Origin of the sequence: Kitasatospora sp. NPDC059327, assembly GCF_042752535.1 — a bacterium.
Lineage (GTDB): Bacteria > Actinomycetota > Actinomycetes > Streptomycetales > Streptomycetaceae > Kitasatospora.
The window spans coordinates 12,184-28,101 of record NZ_JBHYYB010000008.1 but is presented as its reverse complement, the minus strand read 5'-3'; the positions used below and the strand labels follow the sequence as shown (position 1 = coordinate 28,101).

At 74.1% G+C, this 15,918-nt stretch carries 15 protein-coding genes; 6 read left to right on the top strand and 9 right to left on the bottom strand.

Translation table 11 applies throughout. The features are described 5' to 3' along the window. The first annotated feature begins 458 nt into the window (after nucleotides 1–458). Nucleotides 459–992, top strand: coding sequence for an SMI1/KNR4 family protein (locus ACFXHB_RS07715; protein WP_380572911.1), 534 nt, complete (start codon nucleotides 459–461; stop codon nucleotides 990–992). A 76-nt stretch (nucleotides 993–1,068) separates the two neighbouring features. Here ACFXHB_RS07715 and ACFXHB_RS07710 read toward each other — a convergent pair whose 3' ends face one another. Next, nucleotides 1,069–1,968: a pentapeptide repeat-containing protein gene (locus tag ACFXHB_RS07710; protein WP_380572910.1), complete on the bottom strand. Its 900-nt coding sequence runs from the start codon at nucleotides 1,966–1,968 to the stop codon at nucleotides 1,069–1,071. Nucleotides 1,969–2,230: 262 nt separating this feature from the next. On the opposite strand from ACFXHB_RS07710, the gene ACFXHB_RS07705 reads away from it, so the two are divergent. Continuing rightward, nucleotides 2,231–3,880 (top strand): DUF2079 domain-containing protein, encoded by a 1,650-nt coding sequence (locus ACFXHB_RS07705; protein ID WP_380572909.1) that lies wholly within the window; start codon nucleotides 2,231–2,233, stop codon nucleotides 3,878–3,880. A 641-nt stretch (nucleotides 3,881–4,521) separates the two neighbouring features. Here the strand turns inward: ACFXHB_RS07705 and ACFXHB_RS07700 are convergent. From ACFXHB_RS07700 to ACFXHB_RS07690, 3 genes are all read right to left on the bottom strand, one after another. Continuing rightward, on the bottom strand, nucleotides 4,522–5,334 hold the full coding sequence (locus ACFXHB_RS07700) for an SGNH/GDSL hydrolase family protein (protein ID WP_380572908.1): 813 nt from the start codon (nucleotides 5,332–5,334) through the stop codon (nucleotides 4,522–4,524). A 453-nt stretch (nucleotides 5,335–5,787) separates the two neighbouring features. Beyond that, nucleotides 5,788–6,240 carry a DUF3291 domain-containing protein gene (locus tag ACFXHB_RS07695; RefSeq protein WP_380572907.1) on the bottom strand — a complete coding sequence of 151 codons (453 nt, stop codon included), beginning with the start codon at nucleotides 6,238–6,240 and terminating at the stop codon, nucleotides 5,788–5,790. A gap of 10 nt (nucleotides 6,241–6,250) precedes the next feature. Then, a complete protein-coding gene (locus ACFXHB_RS07690; protein ID WP_380572906.1) occupies nucleotides 6,251–6,751 on the bottom strand; it encodes a winged helix-turn-helix transcriptional regulator in 501 nt (166 codons plus the stop codon). Nucleotides 6,752–6,847: 96 nt separating this feature from the next. On the opposite strand from ACFXHB_RS07690, the gene ACFXHB_RS07685 reads away from it, so the two are divergent. The 3 genes from ACFXHB_RS07685 to ACFXHB_RS07675 all read left to right on the top strand — a co-directional run bounded on the left by ACFXHB_RS07685 (nucleotide 6,848) and on the right by ACFXHB_RS07675 (nucleotide 9,139). Next, nucleotides 6,848–8,062 carry a pyridoxal phosphate-dependent aminotransferase gene (locus ACFXHB_RS07685; protein ID WP_380572905.1) on the top strand — a complete coding sequence of 405 codons (1,215 nt, stop codon included), beginning with the start codon at nucleotides 6,848–6,850 and terminating at the stop codon, nucleotides 8,060–8,062. A gap of 100 nt (nucleotides 8,063–8,162) precedes the next feature. After that, complete coding sequence (locus ACFXHB_RS07680; protein ID WP_380572904.1) at nucleotides 8,163–8,795, top strand: pyridoxamine 5'-phosphate oxidase family protein; 633 nt, start codon at nucleotides 8,163–8,165, stop codon at nucleotides 8,793–8,795. Between the two features lie 11 nt (nucleotides 8,796–8,806). Continuing rightward, on the top strand, nucleotides 8,807–9,139 hold the full coding sequence (locus tag ACFXHB_RS07675; RefSeq protein ID WP_380572903.1) for a YnfA family protein: 333 nt from the start codon (nucleotides 8,807–8,809) through the stop codon (nucleotides 9,137–9,139). An 85-nt stretch (nucleotides 9,140–9,224) separates the two neighbouring features. On the opposite strand, the gene ACFXHB_RS07670 is transcribed toward ACFXHB_RS07675, so the two are convergent. From ACFXHB_RS07670 to ACFXHB_RS07650, 5 genes are all read right to left on the bottom strand, one after another. Continuing rightward, entirely contained in the window at nucleotides 9,225–10,313 is a 1,089-nt protein-coding gene (locus tag ACFXHB_RS07670; protein WP_380572902.1) for a sugar ABC transporter substrate-binding protein, read from the bottom strand. 388 nt (nucleotides 10,314–10,701) lie between these two features. Further along, on the bottom strand, nucleotides 10,702–12,369 hold the full coding sequence (locus ACFXHB_RS07665; RefSeq protein ID WP_380572901.1) for a fibronectin type III domain-containing protein: 1,668 nt from the start codon (nucleotides 12,367–12,369) through the stop codon (nucleotides 10,702–10,704). A 276-nt stretch (nucleotides 12,370–12,645) separates the two neighbouring features. After that, complete coding sequence (locus ACFXHB_RS07660) at nucleotides 12,646–12,909, bottom strand: hypothetical protein (protein WP_360629539.1); 264 nt, start codon at nucleotides 12,907–12,909, stop codon at nucleotides 12,646–12,648. A 107-nt stretch (nucleotides 12,910–13,016) separates the two neighbouring features. Beyond that, nucleotides 13,017–13,427 carry a (2Fe-2S) ferredoxin domain-containing protein gene (locus tag ACFXHB_RS07655; RefSeq protein ID WP_380572900.1) on the bottom strand — a complete coding sequence of 137 codons (411 nt, stop codon included), beginning with the start codon at nucleotides 13,425–13,427 and terminating at the stop codon, nucleotides 13,017–13,019. 4 nt (nucleotides 13,428–13,431) lie between these two features. Continuing rightward, nucleotides 13,432–15,420: a heavy metal translocating P-type ATPase gene (locus ACFXHB_RS07650; RefSeq protein WP_380572899.1), complete on the bottom strand. Its 1,989-nt coding sequence runs from the start codon at nucleotides 15,418–15,420 to the stop codon at nucleotides 13,432–13,434. A gap of 71 nt (nucleotides 15,421–15,491) precedes the next feature. Here ACFXHB_RS07650 and ACFXHB_RS07645 point away from each other — a divergent pair, with 71 nt between their 5' ends. Further along, nucleotides 15,492–15,842 carry an ArsR/SmtB family transcription factor gene (locus tag ACFXHB_RS07645; protein WP_380572898.1) on the top strand — a complete coding sequence of 117 codons (351 nt, stop codon included), beginning with the start codon at nucleotides 15,492–15,494 and terminating at the stop codon, nucleotides 15,840–15,842. Nucleotides 15,843–15,918 lie beyond the last annotated feature (76 nt).

Genomic DNA, 15,918 nt, shown 5'->3' with positions numbered 1-15,918 from the left:
GCGCTGGACCATCCTTCGCTGCCGCGCGCGCCCGCCCCGCGCCCCCCCCCGCCCGGGCGCCGCGGCGCCCCCCCCCCGCCCCACGCCCCCACCCCCCCCCCCCCGCCCCTCACCCCCCGGGGGGTTCCACGCCCCCACCCCCCCCCCCCCACGCCAGCACCACAACTCCGGTGGCCGACGCGAGAGCCGCCACCGGGCCCCGCACGGGAAGTCGACCTGTCCGACTTCCCGTGCGGGGCCGTATCGGCGATCGGTGGCTGACCGGGTGTCGGCGGCGGGTGACACGATCGCCTCAGGACGCCGATGGCGAGCGGACCGGGCGACCGGGGGCGCGGAGGTCGGCTCGCGGAGGCGTGCTCAGTAGGGTTTCCCTGGCCTCGCAGCAGTCGCAGTGTTGGCGGAGCCTCTGTCCGAACTGCCCGAGAGAGGCGTTGCCGATGCACCCGAGCGTGGCCCGATTGGCCGGGATTCTTCCGCCGCATTCCGGAGCGGGCGATCCCGTCGACTGGGACGAGGCGGCACTCCGGTGGGGCACTCCGCTTCCGGCCGACTATCGCGACTTCGTCGCGGTCTACGGTGGCGGGTCGATCAACAGCTCGTTCTCCCTGGCCCTGCCGCTGAAGGTCGCCTCCCCCGGGCCCCTGGACTTCGAGGCGTTGATCGAGTGCGGCTACGAGCTGCTCGACCTGGACCCCGCCGACGGTCCGGCACTCGCCGGGAGGATCTCGTGGGCCGTGGACTGCGGCGCCGCCCAGGCGTTCTGGGACACCACGGATCCCGATCCGGACCGGTGGACCACCCTCGTGCTCACCCGTCACGGTGACTGGGTCGCGTACGACTGCGGCATGGCCGACTTCCTCGTCGGGTTCCTGACCGGCGATATCAGTCCGCGACCCATGGGCCTGTTCTCCCGGGAGCAGCCGGTCTTCCTGAACTGGCGGGAGGAACGACGTCTCCAGGAGGCGGGCATCGACCCCTGGCCCCACCTCTGACCCGCCAAGCCGTCCAAGCCGTCCACGCCGGTCGGATCGACCGGGCCGGGCCGGCCCGGCCACCCGCCCCCGACCGTCAGCGGCGCCGCGGCCTGCCGTGGGACTTGCGCGGGCCACGCCGTTCGGTGGCCGCCGGGGCACCGGTGACCGCAGCGGCCGTGGTGGCCCAGTGGCCGGGCCGGTTGAGGGCGGGGGGCAGCTTGGCGACGGCGTCGCCGCGGGCCGCGTTGAGCTGGGCCTGGGTGAGGAAGAGCGCCCCGGTGAGGTCGGCGCCCGCCAGGTTCGCGTCCCGGAGGTCGGCGCCGATCAGGTCGGCCGTGCGCAGGTCGGCGCCGGAGAGGTCGGCCGCGACGAGCAGCGCGCCGCGCAGGTTGGCACCCCGCAGGTCCGCGCCGCGCAGGCGGGCGCCGAACAGGTCGGCGCCCCGGTGCTCCTTGCGGCGCGGGACGGCGGCCCGGACCAGCTCGCTCGCCTTCAACAGCAGCTCGCTCACCTCCTGGCGGTGGGCGGGCACGTCCACCGCCAGGATCTCCGCCGGGGTGCCGCCCGCGAGCCGGTCGGTCTCCGCCCGGGCCCGGCTCAGCTCGGCGTGGACCGGGCGGGCTGGCTCGTAGGAGAGCGCCTCGGTGAGGTACCAGAGCAGCTCGTGCAGCTGGCGCACCACCGGGAACACGTCGGCCATCCGCCGGGTGTCCTCCGGTGCCTCGCGCCAGCTCCGGCCACCGAAGGTGACCTGGGAGACGCGCTGGCCCGCCCCGAAGCAGTCGTAGACCGTACAGCCCGGGAAGCCGCTGTCGCGCAGCCGGGCGTGGATGCCGCAGCCGAAGTCGGCCTGGAGGTTGCGGCACGGGGTACCGGCCGGCTTGTCGACGGCGAAGTCGGCACCGGCCGCGAACGGCAGCGCGACACAGCACAGCCCGAAGCAGCTCCCGCAGTCGGACAGCAGGCTGATCGGGGCGGGCGTGGGCTCGGTCACTGTGCTGGTGATCCTCCGTACGGGGGTGCCCGGGCGGTCCGGGCCCACGGGGTGGCGGGGGCGGCAAGGGCCACCGGGCCTGCCGGGGCTCGCGGGGGCCTGCCGTAGAGCGTACCGACACCATCACCGGGCCCGGGGCCGCCCGGGAACCGGGAACCCGGGAACGGCAGTCCGTTAGTGTGGTCGGCCGGTGTCGGTCCGGAGTCCGACGTATCGGCGGCACCGCAGGCACCGAGGCAACCGAACAGTGGAGGAAGCAGGCATGTCCCGGCACGACGTGACGGCGTACCCGGACACCGAGGGCGGCGAGGATGCCCGGAGCGCCTCGGCGGCGCCCGCGGACGGCGCGGCCCCCCGGGAGCCGGCGACCCCGCGCCTCCCGCGCCGCGCCCGGACCGCCGCCCTCACCCTGCTCTGCTTCGCCGTCTGCCTCGCGATCGGCGCCCAACAGTGGGCGACCGCCCAGCTGGGCGGCTTCGACCTCGGCATCTTCGACCAGGGCGTGCGCGGGTACGCGCACCTCGGCCTGCCCGTGTCGACGCTGAAGAGCTTCCACCACGAGTTCCCCCCGGGTTTCTCCCTCCTCGGCGACCACTTCTCCCCGGTGATCGCGCTCATGGCGCCGCTGTACTGGCTCTGGGACGACCCGCGCTCCCTCCTCGTCGGCCAGGCGCTGCTGTTCGCGGCCGGGGTGCCGCTGATCCGCCGGATCGCCGACCGCTGCTTCGCGGACGCCGACCCGCTCACCGCCCGCCGCGCCGCCGACCTCGCGGCGCTCGCCTACGGGCTGGGCTGGCCGCTGCTGGTGGCCTCGCGCGGCGGCTTCCACGAGGTCGCCTTCGCCGTCCCGCTCACCCTGCTGATGCTGGAATGCGGACTGGCCCGCCGCTACGGCACGGCGGCGCTGGCCGGTCTGCTGCTCTGCTGCACCAAGGAGGACCTGGGGCTGGCGGTCGGCGCGTACGGGCTGGTGCTGCTGCTGCGGGCCCGCCGGGACGAGGACCGCGACCGGCGCCGGCAGACCGCCCGCTGGGGCCTCGGCTTCCTGCTCGGCGGACCGCTCGCCTCGGTGCTGGCGATCGCCTGGCTGGTACCGGCGATGGGCGGGGTTCCGGGCTACTACTGGAACTACACCTCACTGGGCGCGGACGGCGGCGAGGCGGTCTCCCACGTGCTCGGCAACCCCACCCTGCTGGTCTCGACCCTCTTCGACGCACCGCTGAAGCCGCTGCTGCTGCTCTGGCTCTTCGGCACCCTCTTCCTTCTGCCGCTGCGCTCGGCGACGGTGCTCTGTGCCCTGCCGCTGCTGGCCGAGCGGGTGCTCTCCAGCAACCCGAACCACTGGTCGATCGCCCGCCACTACGACGCGTTCCTGTGGCCGATCCTGCTGGTCGCGGCGCTGGAGGTGCTGGGCCGGCGGCACGACGCGGTCCGCACCCGGCGGCTCGGGGTGGCGGCCGCCGCCCTGACGGTCGCGGTCGCGCTGCCGCTCGGGGCGGCGAACCTGTTCGTCCCCGCCTACTGGCAGCCGAAGCCCAGTGAGGCCGCGCTGATCCGGGGGGCCGAGAGGATCCCGGACGGCGCCTCCGTCGAGGCCGACAACCAGGCCGCGCCCCGGCTGACCGCCCGCACCGACGTGGTGTTGGTGGACGGCACCCCGCGCGGCCGCGAGTACGTACTGATCCGCTCCGACAAGCGCGCCTTCCCGTTCAAGACCGACCACGAGCAGGCGGCCCGGATCGAGCTGCTGCTGGCGCACGGCTACCGCCAGATCTGGGCCGAGGACGGCGTCGTCCTGCTGCACCGGGAGAGCACCGAGCCGATCCCGGGCGAGCACGTGCCCGGCCCCGACAGCACGGGGTACCAGGACGAGGTGCCGTCCGACGTGGGCCACAACCTCTTCCGGGGCTGACCCGGGAGCCGGGGTTCCGGACGCCGCGCGGCCGGGCCTCGCACGGCCGGGCCTCACACGGCCGGCGTCCCGCTTCGACGGGAGACCCACCGGCGCGCGGCAGAGGCTCGCCGGCCGCGCGCCGGAGCACACTCACCGGCCGGCCACTCCACCCGGAGCGACCCGGCTGCCGGCGACCGCACACGCGTCGGGGGCACCGGCCGATCGATCGGCCGGCCGTCGAGGACCCGCACCCGCCGACCGGGCGGAACAGCCGGAGCGGCCGGAGCGGGCAGAACGCGGGACGGCATCAGCTCCTGCCGGTGGCCTCCGGCCGCTTCGCGGCACGGCCCGAGGACGGCGGGCGGCCCGTACGAGAGCGACCTCTCCGGGATGCCCCGCGGCCGCCCGCGCCCGGCCACGGTCCGGACGTCCAGTGCGCGAGCCCCTAGGCCGGCACAGCCGTCCCGGAAGACCGCCCCGGGTCCCGGCCGACCGTCCCCTGAGGAACGACCCATGAGGCGACGGCCGAAGCAGGGACCGAGATGCGCCCGAACCCGCCGGACGTCGCCGGCCGACCACGCCACCCGGCGCGACGGAGCGGCAGCCGACAACACGGCACGCCACCCGACGACGACAGGAAACCAGCACCCCCGACCCGCTCACCCCTCGTAGGGCAACAACTCCGCCCGCTTCGGCGCCCGACCGTCCCCGGAAGAACGGCCCGTGAGACGACGGCCCACCCAGGGACCGAGATGGGTCCGGGCCCACCGGGCGTCGGCGGCCAGCTTCTCCGCCCGGCGTGGCGGGGCCGCGGCAGTCAGCGGCGCACGCCAGTCGAAGGCGGCGGGCCGGCCGAGCGCCTCCAGGACGGCTTCGGCGACCCGGCGGTGGCCCTCGGGGGCGAGGTGCAGGCGGTCCTCGGCCCAGAGGCGGCGGTCGTCGAAGCAGGGGGCGGAGAAGAGGTCGACGACCGCGATGCCCGGGTCCCGGCCGAGCTCGTGGACGAAGGCCTTCATCCGCAGGATGGCGGGGAGCAGCCGGGCGCTGCCGGCCATCCGGCGGGTGGGGTCGGTGCTGGTGAACATCACCACGGTGGCGCCGGTGGCGCGCAGCGCGGTGGCGGAGCGGCCGAGCAGGTCCTCGACCTGGGCGATGTCGCAGCGCGGCCGCAGCACGTCGTTGAGTCCGCCGGCCAGGGTGACGAGGTCGGCGCGCATTCCGGCGGCGGTGGCCAGCTGCTCCTCGTGGATCTGGCCGATCAGCTTGCCCCGGACGGCGAGGTTGGCGTACCGGAAGGTGCCGGTCGGTTGCTCGGCGGCGAGCCGGTCGGCGACCCGGTCGGCCCAGCCTCGGTAGTGGCCGTCGGGCAGCAGGTCGTCGCACATGCCCTCGGTGAAGGAGTCCCCGAGGGCGACGTAACTGGTGTACCCGGTGGGCTCGGTGGGCGCGCTCTGCTCCGTTGTGTTCTCCATGGCCCGACGATCGTACGCGCAGCTCCTGTCGGCCGCCGGGGACACCCCCGGTGTCCACGGTCCGGCCGGCGGGGGTCGCCGGGCCCGGATCAACGGCGGCGGCAACAGAACGGCGACCGGTCGTTCATCGGCCCGCGGCACAGTGGGCAGGGCCGGGAGGGGACGCCCGGCGAGCACCGCCCACCGGGGTACGGCACCCGGGCGGCACCGGCGGTCGTCGGCCGCGAAGCGTCGCGACCACGCCCGTCCGGGCCGCCCGGCGACCGGGGCGGACCGCCGACCAGCAACGGGGGAGCTGGTCGCCGTGGTCCGGTCCGGAGCCGCCGGTACGGAGGGGTCCGCGCGGTTCGCCGGGGAGAGCCGCGCGGACCCACTCCGCGGCGGCCCCCTCCGCGGCGGCCCCCTCCACAACGGACAACGGTGCCGGACAGCCGAGCCGGGCACCGCGCCCGCTCAGTCGGTCGGCGGCTCGTACGCCTGCCGCGGGGTGAACGCCTCCGCCGTCGGACCCTGCGCGCGCAGCAGGGTGAGCCGCCGCTCGGCCTCCTGCGGGGTGGGGCGGTGACCGGCCGGCACCCACCACAGGACGGTCATCGCCTCGACCGGCCGGGCGAACCACTCCCGCCGCCGGCGCATCACGGCCCGGTGCCCGGGGTGGAGGACGAAGGCGTCGAGAGCCTTCGGGTCGCGCCAGACCGAGAGGTTGACCAGCAGCCACTCGTCGTCGAAGATCCGGAACCCGGTGGCGTACCCGCCCTCCTCCTTCAGCCGCCAGACGAAGCCGTCCGCCTCGTCGGCGAGCGCGTTGACGGGTCCGAGGGCGGCGACGAAGTCCGCGAGCAGCGGGCTGTCGATCGGTTCGAGCATCCGCGAGATGTTCACCTGGGCGAGTTCGTAGGAGGTCATCCGCCGGACTCTAGCCCGTCAACACCGCTTCGCCCGAGGGGTTTTCGAGCCGGTCCGCAGCCTCCGGAACGGCCTCCGGCACGACCCCTGAAACGGCCCCTGCAACGGCCTCCGCGACGCCCTCGGGGCCACCCCCGCCCGCGCCCGCCGGGCCGGTGACCCAGTGCTCCCGCACGGCGTCCGTCGGCCGCTGGTCGCCGAGCAGGCCGAGGCCCCAGGCGCCCAGGGCGTCGACCACCCCGCGCAGCGTCGCGCCCCGCGCGGTGAGCTCGTACACGGTGGCGTTCGCGGGCCGTTCCAGCCGTCGGCGCAGCACCAGGCCGTCGCCCTCCAGCTGCTTGAGCCGGGTGGCGAGGATGTCGGTGGAGACGCCGGGCAGGTCGGCGTGCAGGTCGGTGTAGCGGCGCGGGCCGGCGAGGAGTTCACGGACGATCAGGAGACTCCAGCGCTCCCCCACCGCGTCCAGGGCGCGGGCGACGGCGCAGTACTGGTCGTAGCTTCGGCGTGACATGTGGATCAGCATAGCCAAAAGGTTGGACTTTCCAAGTGCTTACTTGGTAGAACAAAGCAACCAGAACGTGCGGGGTGACCGGTCGGGAGGCCTCAGATGGAGTTTCGGCAGTCCAGCAAGCTGCAGGACGTGTGCTACGAGATCCGCGGCCCGGTGGTCGACCGGGCCAACGCGCTGGAGGAGGCCGGGCACAGCGTGCTGCGGCTGAACACCGGCAACCCGGCCACGTTCGGCTTCGAGGCGCCGGAGGAGATCCTCCAGGACATCATCCGCAACCTGCCCAACGCGCACGGCTACAGCGACTCGCGCGGCATCCTGCCGGCCCGCCGCGCGGTGGTGCAGTACTACCAGCAGCGCGGTGTCGCCGGAGTGACCGTCAACGACGTCTATCTCGGCAACGGGGTCTCCGAGCTGATCCAGATGGCCGTCACGGCCCTGGTCGACAACGGCGACGAAGTCCTCGTCCCGATGCCCGACTACCCGCTCTGGACGGCCGTGGTCCGGCTGGCCGGCGGCAAGGCCGTCCACTACGCCTGCGACGAGCAGGCCGAGTGGTACCCCGACCTCGACGACATCGCGGCCAAGATCACCCACCGCACCAAGGCCATCGTCGTCATCAACCCCAACAACCCGACCGGCGCGGTCTATCCGAAGGAGCTGCTGGAGGGCATCCTCGACCTCGCCCGCCGGCACCAGCTGATGGTGCTGGCCGACGAGATCTACGACAAGATCCTCTACGACGGCACCGAGCACCACTGCCTGGCCGCGCTCGCCGAGGACGTGCTGACCCTCACCTTCAACGGCCTCTCCAAGTCCTACCGGGTGGCCGGCTTCCGCAGCGGCTGGCTGGTCGTCTCCGGGCCCAAGCAGCATGCCACCGACTACCTGGAGGGCCTGACCATGCTCTCCGGCATGCGCCTGTGCCCCAACGTCCCGGCCCAGTACGCCGTCCAGGCGGCGCTCGGCGGCCACCAGTCCATCAACGACCTCGTCCTGCCCACCGGCCGGCTCGCCGAGCAGCGCGACGTCGCGTACAAGGCGCTGAACGAGATCCCCGGCGTCAGCTGCGTGAAGCCCAAGGGCGCGCTGTACGCGTTCGCCAAGCTGGACCCGGCGGTGCACCGGATCGTCGACGACGAGCAGTTCGTGCTGGACCTGCTGCTCCGTGAGAAGATCCACGTCGTCCAGGGCACCGGCTTCAACTGGCCGCGCCCGGACCACTTCCGCTTCGTCACCCTCCCCCGGGCCGACGACCTGGAGACGGCGATCAACCGGATCGGGCGCTTCCTCACCAGCTACCGGCAGACCTGACGGACCGCCCCGCGCGCCGTGGCCCCGTGACCCCGCGGGCCCACGGGCCCCGCCGGGCCCGGGCGTACCATCGAGACCTACCGGATCGAGGGGGACGACCGTGGACACCCAGGACTGCACCGAAGTCACCGACGCCGCCGAACTGCGCGCCCTGCTCGGCGAACCCAGCGCCCGCGACGCCGCCAAGGAGCGCCCCACCCTGCACGAGCACGACCGGGCCTTCATCGCCGCCGCGCCGTTCTGCGTGATGGCCACCGCCGGGGCGGACGGCAGCTGCGACGCCTCACCGAAGGGGGACCCGGCCGGCTTCACCCTCGTCCTGGACGAGCGCACCATCGCCGTACCCGAACGGCCGGGCAACCGGCGGGCGGACGGCTTCCACAACATCCTGGCCAACCCGCACGTCGGACTGCTGTACCTGATCCCGGGCCGCGGCGACACCCTGCGGGTCAACGGCCGGGCGCGGCTGGTGCGCGACGCTCCGTTCTTCGACCGGCTGACCGTCAAGGGGCACCGCCCGCGGCTCGCCGTCGTGGTCGAGATCGAGGCGGTCTACTACCACTGCTCCAAGGCCTTCCTGCGCTCCGCCCTCTGGAAGCCGGAGACCTGGAACCCGGACGCTGCGCCGTCCCGCGCCCGGATCTCCAAGAGCCTGGAGCGCCGGGACGAGCCGCTGGCCGCCTTGGAGGAGTACTACGGTCCGTCCTACGGGGGCGACCTCTACGGCTCGTAGGCTTGCCGACCATGACCGTCCTGCGCTCCGCCGCCCTGTTCGCCCTCGCCGCCCTCACCGAGATCGGCGGCTGCTGGCTGATCTGGCAGAGCGTGCGCGAGGCGCGGCCGTGGTGGCTGGCCGGCCTGGGTGTGGTGCTGCTCGGCGGGTACGGCTTCGTCGCCGCGCTCCAGCCGGACAGTTCCTTCGGCCGGGTGCTGGCCGCGTACGGCGGGGTCTTCGTGGCGGGTTCGCTGCTCTGGGGCATGGCGGTGGACGGCTTCCGGCCGACCCGCTACGACGTGGCCGGGGCGCTGATCTGCCTGGCCGGGGTCGCCGTGATCATGTACGGCCCCCGGCGCTGAGCGCCCGCCCCGGCCCACCGTCCGGCGGCTCCCGTCCCGGGCGGTCCCCCGGGGCGGCCCGCCGCACGGCCGCCCCGGGCGCGCGCTACTTGACGCCGGCCGCCGCACAGGCGTCCGCGAACGCCGGGGTGCAGATCTCCGTCGCCTTGTAGAGGCCGCCGCCGACCACGGTGGCCTGCACCTTCGCCTTGGTCACCACGATCGGGGTGAGCAGCAGCGAGGGGATCCGCTGCCCGCCGCTGTCGACGCCCGCGTTGGCCGCCGCGTTGATGTCCATCCCCTTCAGCAGCTGGACGGCGATGCTCCCGGCCGCGTCCGCCTCCGGCTTGTACGGCTTGTAGACGGTGTAGGCCTGCTCGCCCGTCAGCACCCGGCGCACCGCGTCGACGGAGGCGTCCTGGCCGCCGACCGGGACGTTCTTGATCCCGGCCGCCTTCAGCGCCTCGATGACGGAGGTGGCCATGCCGTCGTTGGCCGCGTAGACGGCCTGGAAGCCGTCCTTGCCGAGTGCGTGGATGGCCTCGTTCGTCTTCGCCAGGGCCACCTCCGGCTTCCACTCGCCGGACTGCTCGTAGGCGATCTTCTTGACCCGCCCGTCCAGCGCCCGGTGCGCACCGGCCTTGAACATCGCCGCGTTGGGGTCGGACTCGGCGCCGTTGATCATCACCACGGTGGCGGCGGAGGCCTTCGGGCCGAGCGCGTCCAACAGGGCCTGGCCCTGGATCTCGCCGGTGCGCTGGTTGTCGAAGGAGACGTACGCGGCGACCTTGCCCTCGGCCAGCCGGTCGTAGGCGACGACCTTCACCCCCTTGGCGGCGGCCGCCTCCACCCAGGGCCCGGTCACCTTGGCGTTCACCGGGTCGAGCAGGACGACCTTGACGCCCTTGGCCAGCAGGTCGTCGAACTGCCGCTTCTGGACGGTCTCGTCGCCGTCGGCGTTGGCGTAGTCGACGACGCAGCCGGTGCAGAGGGACGCCACCGTGGACTCGATCAGCGGCTTGTCGAAGGTCTCGTACCGGGTGGAGGAGGTCTTCTCGGGGAGCAGCAGGCCGATGGTCGTGCTCCCGACGCCGCCCGACTGCGGCGTTCCGTCGCTCTGGCCGCAGGCCGCGAGGGCGAGGGAGAGCGCCAGCGCGCCGGTGCCCGCGGCGGCGCGCCGGGTGGTTCTGTTCATGGTGGGGGGTGCCTCCTGACTGCGCCGCGGCGTTGCGGCAGAGGACGGAGTCAATCCGCGCCCGGGCATTCCGTCAATAACTGAAGGGAAACTCGCGGGCTTCGCTGCTCGATTCGTTATGAAGTGAAGAGCTTGCGCGCATTCGCGCACGACGCTCGCGAAGCCTTCGAGAAGCGACGTCAACTCTTCAACATCACAGGAGCCACAACGCCCCGGTCACCGGGGGCGGCGGCCGCGCCGCGTACGCCCCGGGGACCGGGCACCGCCGACGGACCCACCCGAAGTCGGCTCCCCCGGACCCTGGTTCACCCTGTCCCGGCCGAGCCCGGACACGCCGGTGGCCCGGCCGGGACTCCCCGGCCGGGCCACCCGAGCGTGGCGGGGCGGACTACCAGCCCCAGCCGCCGCCCTCGCCGTCGTCGTCGGTCGCGCCGTCCCAGCCCTCGCCGACCTTCCGCACGATGGTGTAGTGGTCGACCTGCGTGCCGTTCTCGGCGAGCGCGGTCACCTTCATCGAGGACTTCTGGCCCAGGTGCGCCGGGGTGACGTCGACCTTGATGAAGGAGTAGCCGGTGTAGCGGACCCGGGACCACTCGACCTTCTCGGTCACCTTCACGCCGCCCTTGGCGAAGTGGTAGGTGTCCACCGAGTCGACCCGGTTCTCGTGGCCCTCGTAGGTGTCCGGGGCGCCGAAGTTGTAGAGGCTGCGGCCGGCCGCGCCCGCCGTCACGTACACCACGCCGTCGGTGGCCGGCTCGACGGTGGCGCCGCTCGGCACCGCCTTGGAGACCTTGTTGCCGAGGATCGCGTCGGTGCGCTCGTAGACGTGGTTGTGGCCGTTGATCACCAGGTCCACCCGGTACTTCTCGAACAGCGGTACCCAGGCCTCGCGGACCCCGCCCTCGGAGGCGTGCGCGACCGTGGTGGAGAAGGCGCAGTGGTGGAAGAAGACCACGACGAAGTCGATGGTCTCGTCGTTGCGCAGGTCCTTCAGGGTCCGCTGCAGCCACTTGGTCTGCTTGCCCGCCGAGATGCCCAGGTTGGCCGGGATCTCGTAGGAGACGTCGTTGGCGTCCAGCGAGATGACGCCGACGTTCTTGTAGCGGAAGGTGTAGACGCCCGGCACGGTGCGCGGGTCCGGGCCGTTGTCCGGCAGGAAGAAGCGGTTGTTCTCGCCGCCGTAGCCGTTGGCCGAGTACCAGGCCTCCATGTCGTGGTTGCCGTAGGAGACCATCCACGGCACCTTCGACGCGACCGTCTCGGTCTGCGCGAGGAAGGCGTCCCAGGTCTTGGCGTCGTACCGCGCCTTGTCGGCGTCCGTGCCGGAGCCGGCCGCGTCGGCGTAGCAGATGTCGCCGGCGTGCAGGTGGAAGGCCGGGTTCTGGGCCAGGATGACGTTGTCGTTGCCGGCCGCGTGGGCGCTGACGCCCTGGTCACCGAAGGCGGTGAAGGTGAACGGCTCGTACACCTTGCCCCAGCGGTGGTCGCGCGAGGGCGCGGTGCGGAAGGTGCTCAGGGTGGAGACCGCCTGCTGCGAGGCCGGGTCGAAGCCCTGGTGGCCGACGCCGTAGTAGTACGTGGTGTCGGGCTGGAGGTCCTCCAGCGCGACGTGCAGGTAGTACTGGTCCACCGGCTGGCCGGTCGGCGTCAGCGCGGGGGTGTGCAGGGTGCGCACCTCGGCCTGGACCTTGTGGCTGAGGTCCCACGGCTGCTTGCCGTAGCGCAGGAACGGCTTCTTCACCGGCGCCGGGACCTGCCAGGAGACCCGGAACTGGGTGTCCGGCTCGGGGCCGAAGGCGAGGTGACGGCCGATCGGGGCGACGAGCGCGCCGTCGATGCCGTCGGTGACCCCGCCGGCCAGGAGCTGCGGGGAGGCGGGCGCGGCACTCGCGGTACCGCTGCCCAGCGCACCGCCCACCGCCAGGGCGCCGACGGTGACGGCACCGGTGCGCAGCATCCGGCGGCGGGAGAAGCGGGCCCGCAAGTACTCGTGCTGCTCGGCCATGCTCATGCGGTCGGCGAGCTTCGCGGGCACGCCCATGTTGGGGATATCCATGGGCGGGACTCTTCCAGCGAAGCGTTGACCGCACACGGACGCCCGGTGAACGCGCCCCGGCGTGCCGGTCAGTCGAACGCCAATGTTCGACCATGTCTCGGCAAAGCCGCTCCGGGGACCCGGGGCCCACGGGGATCATCCGCCCCGGGAGGGCTCCTGATGCCCTGTCGCCGCCCGCCGCCCTTCACCCGCCGCCGGCCGAGCGGGGCTCGGCTGAGCAGGACTCAGGCCCGAGCTCCGGGCGACGGCCTCGGGCGACGGAGCGGGTGGCGGGGCTCAGCGGGGCGGCGGGGCGATCTCGTCCCAGCTGGACGGGGCCCGGTTGCCGGTACCGTCGCAGGTGCGGCAGACCTCGTCCCGGTAGGCGTGCTTGGCGCCGGCCGCGTCGACCCGGTAGCGGACGTAGACACCGGTGCCGTCGCAGAGGAAGCAGTTGCCACCGCCGCCGCCGACCTCGGTGGTGCCGGTGCCCTGGCAGGTGCGGCAGCTGAGACCGGCGGTGCGGCCGGTGCCCGCGCAGATGCGGCAGACCGTGGTCACGTCGTGATTCCTCCCAAGCCGGGGCGCCCCGTAAATGGTAGTGCCCCGGCCCGCCACGCGGACCGCCCCGGCGGAGGGCGCTCCACGGGCCCGGCTCCGCCGGGGCCTCAGCCCGGCAGGCCGTCGCGGACCCGGCGGGAGACGGTGACCTGCTGGAGGTCGAGCAGCCCGGGCGGCTCGGCCAGGCCGGGGCCGCCGGCGTGCACCCACTCGGCTATCTCCTCGACCATGTCGTCCGCCAGGACCCAGCCCAGCCAGACCGGGCGGCCGCCGGCCGCACGGCCCTCGCTGGACGGGCCGACCACCACGACGTTGGAGTGCGCGCAGGCGTCCAGGCACTTGACCGCCCGGACCTTGCCCGCCGCGCCCACCGCCTCGCGCAGCCGCTCGTACTGGCCCGCGTGGTCGACGTCCGGGTGCTTCTCCCGGGTGCCGCAGCAGCAGCCCCGGCAGACGGTGACGGTCACCGGGGCCGCGGCCCCCTTGGCGCCACCGCGCTCACGGTCTCGACGGCTCATCGGTTCAGTGCTCCTCGTGGTTCCGGGCCCCGCCGTTCGGGGCTTCCTGTCCGAGGGCCCGCGGCCACGCCCGTTCGCGCAGCAGCCGCAGCCCGTTGAGGCCGACGATCACGGTGGAACCCTCGTGCCCGGCGACACCGAGCGGCAGGGGCAGCGTACCGGCCAGGTCCCAGAGCACCAGGACGGTGATGAAGGTTCCGGCGATCGCCAGGTTCTGCACGACCAGCCGACGGGCCCGCCGGGACAGCGCCACCACGGCCGGGACGGCGGTCAGTTCGTCGCGCACCACCACCGCGTCCGCGGTCTCCAGGGCGAGGTCGGAGCCGGCCCGGCCCAGCGCGACCCCGCTGTGCGCGGCGGCCAGCGCGGGGGCGTCGTTGACGCCGTCACCGACCATCAGCACCCGGTGGCCGCGGTCGGCCAGTTCGCGGACCGCGGCCACCTTGTCCTGGGGCAGCAGTCCGCCCCGGACGTCGGTCAGGCCGACCTCCCGGGCGAGGTGCTCGGCGGCGAGCCGGTTGTCACCGGTGAGCAGCACCGGCGGTCGGCCGGTGAGCGCGGCCAGACCCCGGACGGCGGCCGCGGCCTGCTCGCGCGGGCGGTCGGCGAGGCCCAGCACGCCGACGGGTTCGCCGTCGCGCAGCACCAGGACGGCGGTGCGGCCGGCCTCCTCCAACGCGGTGACGGCGGGGTGCGCGCGGTGCGGGCCGGGGGCGCCGACCGCGACCACCGCGCCGCCGACCACGGCCCGCACGCCGATCCCCGGGGTGGCGGTGAAGTCGGTGGCGGCGGGCGGCGTCAGACCGCGCTCGCGGGCGGCGGCGACCACCGCGCGGGCCAGCGGGTGCTCGCTCGGGTGCTCGGCGGCGGCCGCGAGGGCCAGCAGCTCGTCCTCGGTGACGCCCAGCGGGCGCAGCTCGACCACCCTCGGCGTGCCCTCGGTGAGGGTGCCGGTCTTGTCCAGGGCGACGGCGTCCACCTGGCCGAGCCGCTCCATCACCACGGCGGACTTGACGAGCACGCCGTGCCGGCCGGCGTTGGCGATGGCGGAGAGCAGCGGCGGCATGGTGGCCAGCACCACCGCGCACGGCGAGGCGACGATCATGAACGTCATGGCGCGCAGCAGGGTGCCGGTCAGCTCGGCGCCCAGCGCGAGCGGGACGGCGAACAGCAGCAGGGTGGCGGCCACCAGGACGGCGGCGTAGCGCTGTTCGACCTTCTCGACGAACAGCTGGGTGGGGGCCTTGGTCTCGGAGGCCTCCTGCACCATGGCGACGATCCGGGCGATCACCGAGTCGGCGGCGTCGCGTTCGACCCGGATCCGCAGCGCGCCGGAGCCGTTGAGCGTGCCCGCGTACACCTCGTCGCCGACGGAGCGGGCGACGGGCAGCGGCTCGCCGGTGATGGTGGCCTGGTCGACGTCGCTGCGGCCGTCGAGGACCCGGCCGTCGGCACCGATCCGCTCGCCGGGGCGGACCAGCACGGTGTCGCCGACGGCGAGCGCGGCGGTGGGGACGCCCTCCTCCCGGCCGTCGGCGGTGAGCCGGCAGGCGGTGGCGGGCGCGAGGTCGAGCAGGCCCCGGACGGAGTCGGCGGTGCGGGCGGTGGCCAGCGCCTCCAGGGCCCCGCTGGTCGCGAAGATCACGATCAGCAGGGCGCCGTCCAGCACCTGGCCGATGGCGGCGGCCCCGACCGCGGCGACCACCATCAGCAGGTCGACGTCGAGGGTCCGCTCGCGCAGGGCCCGCAGCCCGGCCAGGGCGGGTTCCCAGCCGCCGGCCAGGTAGGCGGCCGCGTAGAGCGTGCCGCGGGCCCAGCCCGGACCGTCGAGCAGTTGGAGGGCGAGCGCGGCCAGGAAGGCCGCGGTGGCGGCGGCCGCCCAGCGGGCCTCGGGCAGGGCGAGCACCCGGGTGCGGCGGGGCGGTGCCGTCGCGGGGGCGGCGGAGGCCGCCGGCCGGGTGAGCAGGGCGCTGGAGACGGGCGTCGCGGACATGGCCGTCACCATACAGGAACACATGAACAAGCTTTCATCCTTTGGTCGACGGCTGCCCGTAGGATGCCCCCATGGGACACGCAGCCGCCGAGAACACCGTGCCGCAGATGCGCCTGGACGCGTCCAACGCGGCCAAGGTGGCGAGCACCCTGCAGGCCCTGGCCACCCCCTCCCGCCTGCTGATACTCGCCCAGCTGCGGGAGGGCCCGCGGGGCGCCACCGAACTCGCCGACGCCGTCGGCATGGAGCAGTCCGCCTGCTCCCACCAGCTCCGCCTGCTGCGCAACCTCGGCCTGGTCGTCGGCGAACGCCGGGGCCGCTCGGTGGTCTACTCGCTCCACGACCACCACGTCGCCGCCCTGCTCGACCAGGCCGTCTACCACGTCGACCACCTGCGCCTCGGCCTCACCGACGACAGCTAGGCCCCGGCGCCCCACCGGGCCGGCGCGCACCGGCAGCCGTCCGCCCCCGGCCGGCCCGCCCCCGAGCCGTCCCACC